Source organism: Nonomuraea cavernae, assembly GCF_014646355.1.
Classification (GTDB): Bacteria; Actinomycetota; Actinomycetes; order Streptosporangiales; family Streptosporangiaceae; genus Nonomuraea; species Nonomuraea cavernae.
Genome location: NZ_BMNH01000039.1, coordinates 52,136 through 58,425 on the forward strand (window position 1 = coordinate 52,136; position 6,290 = coordinate 58,425).

A 6,290-nucleotide genomic window follows, 5' to 3' on the forward strand; every position below is an offset into this window, starting at 1 on the left:
GAGACTGGCCGGCACACCTGTGCAGGTGACGGGCACGGTGCTGACGACGCGCCGGGTCGACGCCTACCATGCGCTGACGGTGGTGGCGCCCGGCATCGCCGAGCGCTACCGCCCCGGTCATTTCGTGTCCGTCGCGGTCGGCGGGGCGCACACGTCGATGGTGACCCGCCGGGCGCTCACCGTCCACGACGTCAAGTCCGACTACGGTGGCACGGTGGAGCTCGTCTTCACCGTGCGCGGGCCCGGCACCGCCTGGCTCGCCGAGCGCCGTGCCCGCGACACCCTCGACCTGGTGGGGCCGCTCGGGCGGCCGTTCCCGCTGCCGCGTGATCCCGTCCACTGCGTGCTGGTCGGCGCCGAGTACGGCTCGGCGGTGCTGTTCCCGGTGGCCGACGCGCTGTTGGAGCGAGGCTGCCGGGTCGACTTCGTGCTCGGCGGGGCCGGCGCCGACCGGGTGTTCGGCGCGATGCGGGCCCGGCGGATGGCCGCCACCACGACGCTCACCACCGAGGACGGTTCCCTGGGGCTGCGCGGCAGGGTGACCGACGCGCTGCCGTCGGTGATCGCCGACACCCGGGCCGACGCCGTCTACGCGTGCGGGCCGATGGAGACCCTGCGGGCGGTCACGGCCGTGGCGATCGAGTTCGACATTCCGGTGCAGGTGGCGGTGGAGGAGTCGATGGCGTGCGGCATCGGCGTGTGCATGACGTGCGTGCTCCCGGTCATCGGCGACGACGGGGTGACCAGGATGCTGCGCGCCTGCGCCGAGGGGCCGGTGTTCCGGGGGGAGCGGGTGCGGTTCGAGGACGTGGGAACGATCCCGTTCGACGCTCTCGGCGCGCCCGGGGGCGGTGCTCGCCATGCGGGCTGAATGGTGACCTGACATGTCCGTAGATATGCGTACATTCCTGGCGCACGTGGAGCTGGCGAACCCGATCACCACGGCGGCCGGATGCGCGGCCTCCGGCCGCGAGCTCGCCCAGTTCTTCGACCTGCACCGGCTGGGAGCGCTCGCCACCCGGTCGATCACCATGGCCCCGCGGGCCGGGCGGCCGACCCCGCGCATGGCCGAGACGCCGTCCGGCATGCTCAACGCCGTCGGCCTCCAGGGCCCCGGCATCGACGCCTTCCTCGAACGTGAGCTGCCCTGGCTGGCCCAGCGCGGCATCCGCATCATCGTCTCGATCGGCGGCGGCACCGTCGCCGAATACTCCGAGCTGGCCCGCAGGCTCGCCGACGCGCCCGGGGTGACGGCGCTCGAGGTCAACCTGTCGTGCCCCAACATGGAGGACCGCGGCCGGGTCTTCGCCCGCGAGGGCGGCGCCGCCGCCGAGGTCATCGCCGCCGTGCGGTCCATCATGCGCTACGACGTGCCGGTCGTGGCCAAGCTCGCGCCCGACGTGGCCGACATCGTCGCCGTGGCCCGCGCCTGCGCCGACGCGGGCGCCGACGCGCTGTCGATGATCAACAACCCGCTCGGCATGGCCATCGACACCGAGGCGCTGCGGCCCTCGCTCGCCGCCGTGACCGGCGGACTGTCCGGCCCGGCCATCCTGCCGCTGGCCGTACGGTGTGTCTGGCAGGTGCACGCGGCGCTCCCGGGAGTGCCGCTGATCGGTGTCGGCGGCGTGATGACCGGCAGAGACGCCTTCCAGCTCATCCTGGCGGGCGCCTGCGCGGTCGGGGTGGGCACGGCCCTGTTCCACGACCCCTACGCGTGCCTGCGGATCGAGCGCGAGCTCGAGGACCTGCTGCGGGCCCGCGGTTTCCAGCGGCTGGCCGACGCCGTCGGCCTGGCCCACCGTCCACCGGGCGGCGCCCCCCGGCACCTGCTCGTCGACACCGAGGAGAGCTCCCCTTGACGCCCGCACCCATCGCCGTCGCCCTCGACGCCCCCGACCTGGAGACCGCCGCCAGGTGGGCCGCCCTGGTGACGCCCCACGTCAGCACCGTGAAGGTGGGCCTGGAGCTCTATCTGCGCTACGGCCCCGACGTGATCGCCTCCGTCCGGGGGGCCAGCGGCGTCAGCGTCTTCCTCGACCTCAAGCTGCACGACATCCCCAACACGGTGGCCGGCGCGGCCCGCGCCGTCTCCCGGCTGCGGCCCGCCATCCTCACCGTGCACGCCACGGGCGGCCCCGCGATGATCAGGGCGGCCGTGGACGCCGCGCCCCACACCCAGATCGCCGCCGTCACGGTGCTGACCTCACTCAGCGAGGCCGACCTGGGCAGCATCGGCCTGACCGGCCCGGCCGACGACGCGGTGCGCCGCCTGGCCGCCATGGCGGTCGACGCGGGCGCGACAGCCCTGGTCTGCAGCCCCAACGAGGTCGCGGCGGTGCGCTCGGAGGTCGGTCCGGGCATCACCCTGATCACGCCGGGGGTGCGGCCCGCGGGCACCGACACTCAGGACCAGGCCCGGGTCGCCACCCCCGAACAGGCCCTCGCCGACGGGGCCGACCTGCTGGTGATCGGCCGCCCCATCACCGCCTCGCCGGACCCCGGGGCCACGGCCGCCGCCGTGGCCGCCGCCCTCAGGCGCACCGCGACGCCTTCCTGACGGCACGTGCCGCTCGCCGTACAAGATCGAATGATGTCACAACCGGGGCGATCCCGCGACGTGCGAGCCCGCCGGGACGGGGTTTGGGACACAGGTCGGCGCGTGGTTTCGGACAGGGGCGGGAAGCTGGAATGTGATCTTCGTCCACGTTGGCGCCTCCCGGGAGGGCTCGGGGACGAACCGGGAAGTGAGGACGTTTTGCTCAGCAGACTGTAGTTTTCTCCGTACGGAGAGCGACGAAGTAGATTTTGTCGCGAGAGAAACTGCTCTTGACGTTGCTTAGGGGGCAATGACCAGCTAGTTTCCCTTCCCGTCCGAGTACATCGACAGAAATTCGAGGTGACCCGGCGTGGCTCTTCCTCCCCTGACCCCTGAGCAGCGCGCCGCAGCCCTGGAGAAGGCTGCCAAGGCCCGTAAAGAGCGTGCCGAGGTCAAGAACCGGCTCAAGCATGGCGCGGTTTCTCTGGCTGAGGTGCTCAAGGATGGGCAGACCGACGACGTCATCGGCAAGATGAAGGTGTCGGCCTTGTTGGAGTCGCTCCCCGGCGTGGGCAAGGTCCGCGCCAAGCAGCTCATGGAGCGGCTCGCCATCGCCGAGTCCCGCCGCGTGCGGGGTCTCGGCGCGAACCAGAGGGCATCCCTCGAGCGCGAGTTCGGTGGCAACGAGAGCTAATCTCGGTTCCACACGAACACGCGGGTTCAACGGGGGGTAGGAAGTGACCGACAGGTCCAGGTCCGGCGGTGCAAGGGCCGATGAGGCAGTCGGATCAGGAGCGCAGGTCGGCGACTTCCTCCCCTCGGGTGACAGACGACTGACGGTCCTGTCGGGGCCGTCCGGCGTAGGCAAGTCCACGGTCGTCGCCGAGCTCCGGCGGGCACACCCCGGGGTGTGGCTGTCGGTCTCGGTGACCACCAGGCGACCCCGGCCCGGCGAGGTGCACGGGGTCCACTACTTCTTCGTCGACGGCGAGGAGTTCGACCGGCTGGTCGAGTCGGGCGAGCTGCTCGAATGGGCCGAGTTCGCCGGCAACCGCTACGGCACGCCCCGGCGCGCCGTCCTGGAGCGGGTCGCCGCCGGAGTGCCCACGCTGCTGGAGATCGACCTGGAGGGCGCCAGGCAGGTGCGGCGCAGCATGCCCGAGGCCCTGCTGGTGTTCCTGGCCCCGCCGAGCTGGCAGGAGCTGGAGAAGCGGCTGCGCGGCCGCGGCACCGAGCCCGAGGAGGTCATCGCCCGCCGGCTCGAGGCCGGGCGGATCGAGATGGCGGCCGAGAAGGAGTTCGATCTCACCCTGGTCAACACGGATGTGAAAGACGTGTGCCGCCGGCTGATAGCCTTGATGACTGACCCTCTGGGGGTCACGACAACCACCAACCGAGAGGTCTGACAATCGTGGCAGGCATTGCCCCGGTCGCTGAGGGGATCACCAACCCGCCGATCGACGCGCTGCTCGACATCGTCGACAGCAAATACTCCCTGGTGATCATGGGCGCCAAGCGGGCCCGCCAGATCAACGCCTACTACTCCCAGCTCGGCGAGGGCCTGCTCGAGTACGTCGGGCCGCTGGTCGAGACGCACGCCCAGGAGAAGCCGCTCTCGATCGCGCTGCGCGAGGTGTCCGAGGGGCTGCTCAACGCCGAGCCCATCGAAGGCGCGGTCTGACCGCTTCGATGAAGGTCGTCCTGGGCGTCACCGGGGGCATCGCCGCCTACAAGGCGTGTGAGCTCCTGCGCCTGTTCACCGAGTCCGGGCATCAGGTGCGGGTCGTCCCGACCCGTGACGCCCTGCGGTTCGTGGGCGAGCCCACCTGGGCCGCCCTGTCGGGCCAGCCCGTGGCGGCCGACGTGTGGGACGACGTGCACGAGGTGCCCCACGTGCGGATCGGCCAGGGCGCCGACCTCGTGGTCGTGGCGCCCTCGACCGCCGACATGCTGGCCAAGGCGGCCCACGGCCTGGCCGGCGACCTGCTCACCAACACGCTGCTGACCGCGCGCTGCCCGGTGGTGTTCGCGCCCGCGATGCACACCGAGATGTGGCAGCACCCCGCCACCCGCGCCAATGTCGCGACCCTGCGAGAGCGCGGCGCCGTGGTGATCGACCCCGCCGTCGGCCGGCTCACCGGCGCCGACACCGGCCCGGGCCGGCTGCCCGACCCCGCCGAGATCTTCCAGGTCTGCCTGCGCGTGCTGCGCGGAGCCCCGCGTGACCTGGCCGGGCGCAGGATCGTCGTCTCCGCCGGCGGCACCCGCGAGGCCATCGACCCCGTCCGCTACATCGGCAACCGGTCCTCCGGGCTGCAGGGCTACTCCCTGGCCCGTACGGCCGTCGCGCGCGGCGCCGAGGTGACCCTGGTCGCCGCCAACGTCACGCTGCCCGATCCCGCGGGGGCCACCGTGGTCCAGGCGGAGTCCACCGCCGAGCTGCGTGAGGCGGTGCTCGCCGCCGCGGCCGACGCCGACGTGGTGGTCATGGCCGCCGCCGTCGCCGACTTCCGGCCGTCCACGCGGCACGAGTCCAAGATCAAGAAGACCGACGGCGAGCCCGAGGCCATCCCGCTGACGAAGAACCCCGACATCCTGGCCGAGCTGGGCGAGCTCCGCGGCGATGCCCGGGCGCGGGGCGCCGGGCATCCCCAGGTGATCGTCGGGTTCGCCGCCGAGACCGACGACGTGCTGGCCAACGGCCGCGCCAAGCTCGCCCGCAAGGGCTGCGACCTGCTCGTCGTCAACCAGGTCGGCCGCGACCTCGCGTTCGGGACCCCCGACAACGCCGCCACCGTGCTGGCCGCCGACGGCGACGCGGTCGAGGTGAAGCGCGGTCCCAAGGACGACGTGGCCGACGCCGTCTGGGATCTGGTGGCCGCGCGTCTCGTCTGACGCCGTACGAGTCCGTTACCGCATCACCTGTTGCACACCCCGGTACGCCTGCGGATACTTGGCGCGAAGGGGGACGGAATGCCGGTGAGTTCCGCTGTCAGAGACCGTTGCAGGACACTACTGGGCGATCACGAAGAGATCAGCTACGTCTTTCCGGCGCTGTCGGTGGGGCCCGGGGGAGCCGCCGACTTCCTGATCGTCGTGACCGGCCGATCGATCTCGGTGCTGGCCACCAAGATGCTCCAGCGAGACCGCCCGATCTCGATCTACGCGATCTTCCCCAGGCACACCCGCCTGGGGCCGATCCTGCAGGCGCCCGGGCCGGTCATCGAGCTCGGATCGCTCGCGTTCGAGTTCGAGGAGGAGTACGCGGCGGTGGTCGCGGCGGCCGACGCGGAGATCTTCGCCCCCGAGACGCTGCCCCCCGATCCGCTGCCTGACCTGTGAGGCACGCCGCGATTCGGGCAGTTTCGCGGCAGGGCGTCCGGTAGGGCTAGACTTCGGGAGGCCCGGGCCTGTCCGACCGCCGGAGCCGCAATCCGTCAGCAGCCGCTGCATGAGGAGCCACTGAGTTGTCACGTCGCCTGTTCACCTCCGAGTCGGTCACCGAGGGCCACCCGGACAAGATTGCCGACCAGATCAGTGACGCGATTCTCGACACGATGCTCAAAGACGATCCCACGAGCCGGGTCGCCGTCGAGACGATGATCACTACCGGCCAGGTCCACGTCGCGGGCGAGGTGACGACCGAGACCTACGTCGACATTCCGGGTGTCATCCGGGAGAAGATCCTGGAGATCGGTTACGACGCCTCCCACAAGGGTTTCGACGGCGCCTCGTGTGGCGTGTCGGTGTC

General features: G+C 71.5%; 9 protein-coding genes. All 9 read left to right on the forward strand.

Going from position 1 to position 6,290, the window contains the following annotated elements; translation table 11 throughout:
- The first annotated feature begins 19 nt into the window (after positions 1-19).
- Complete coding sequence (locus IEY82_RS35725) at positions 20-871, forward strand: dihydroorotate dehydrogenase electron transfer subunit (RefSeq protein WP_189128709.1); 852 nt, start codon at positions 20-22, stop codon at positions 869-871.
- A gap of 13 nt (positions 872-884) precedes the next feature.
- Positions 885-1,862, forward strand: coding sequence for a dihydroorotate dehydrogenase (locus IEY82_RS35730; protein ID WP_189128710.1), 978 nt, complete (start codon positions 885-887; stop codon positions 1,860-1,862).
- The gene (gene pyrF / locus IEY82_RS35735) at positions 1,859-2,560 is read left to right on the forward strand and encodes an orotidine-5'-phosphate decarboxylase (protein ID WP_189128711.1); all 702 of its coding nucleotides are present in this window, start codon (positions 1,859-1,861) and stop codon (positions 2,558-2,560) included. Before IEY82_RS35730 ends, pyrF begins: the two co-directional genes overlap by 4 nt.
- Before the next feature lie 349 nt (positions 2,561-2,909).
- Positions 2,910-3,233, forward strand: a complete 324-nt coding sequence (mihF, locus tag IEY82_RS35740) for an integration host factor, actinobacterial type (protein ID WP_020541698.1) — start codon at positions 2,910-2,912, stop codon at positions 3,231-3,233.
- Positions 3,234-3,372: 139 nt separating this feature from the next.
- Entirely contained in the window at positions 3,373-3,945 is a 573-nt protein-coding gene (gene gmk / locus IEY82_RS35745) for a guanylate kinase (RefSeq protein ID WP_225264293.1), read from the forward strand.
- 5 nt (positions 3,946-3,950) lie between these two features.
- Positions 3,951-4,220, forward strand: a complete 270-nt coding sequence (gene rpoZ / locus IEY82_RS35750) for a DNA-directed RNA polymerase subunit omega (protein ID WP_101783051.1) — start codon at positions 3,951-3,953, stop codon at positions 4,218-4,220.
- A gap of 8 nt (positions 4,221-4,228) precedes the next feature.
- The gene (coaBC, locus tag IEY82_RS35755) at positions 4,229-5,434 is read left to right on the forward strand and encodes a bifunctional phosphopantothenoylcysteine decarboxylase/phosphopantothenate--cysteine ligase CoaBC (protein ID WP_189128713.1); all 1,206 of its coding nucleotides are present in this window, start codon (positions 4,229-4,231) and stop codon (positions 5,432-5,434) included.
- Positions 5,435-5,512: 78 nt separating this feature from the next.
- Positions 5,513-5,881 (forward strand): hypothetical protein, encoded by a 369-nt coding sequence (locus tag IEY82_RS35760; protein WP_189128714.1) that lies wholly within the window; start codon positions 5,513-5,515, stop codon positions 5,879-5,881.
- A 125-nt stretch (positions 5,882-6,006) separates the two neighbouring features.
- The coding region (locus tag IEY82_RS35765) for an S-adenosylmethionine synthetase N-terminal domain-containing protein (RefSeq protein WP_268241138.1) at positions 6,007-6,290 on the forward strand (284 nt) is incomplete at its 3' end.

What these genes read in the sequence shown, in the direction of transcription:
- IEY82_RS35730 (WP_189128710.1), top strand. Translation starts at nt 885, where the DNA reads ATGTCCGTAGATATGCGTACATTCCTGGCGCACGTGGAGCTGGCGAAC.
- coaBC (WP_189128713.1), top strand. Translation starts at nt 4,229, where the DNA reads ATGAAGGTCGTCCTGGGCGTCACCGGGGGCATCGCCGCCTACAAGGCG.
- IEY82_RS35760 (WP_189128714.1), top strand. Translation starts at nt 5,513, where the DNA reads ATGCCGGTGAGTTCCGCTGTCAGAGACCGTTGCAGGACACTACTGGGC.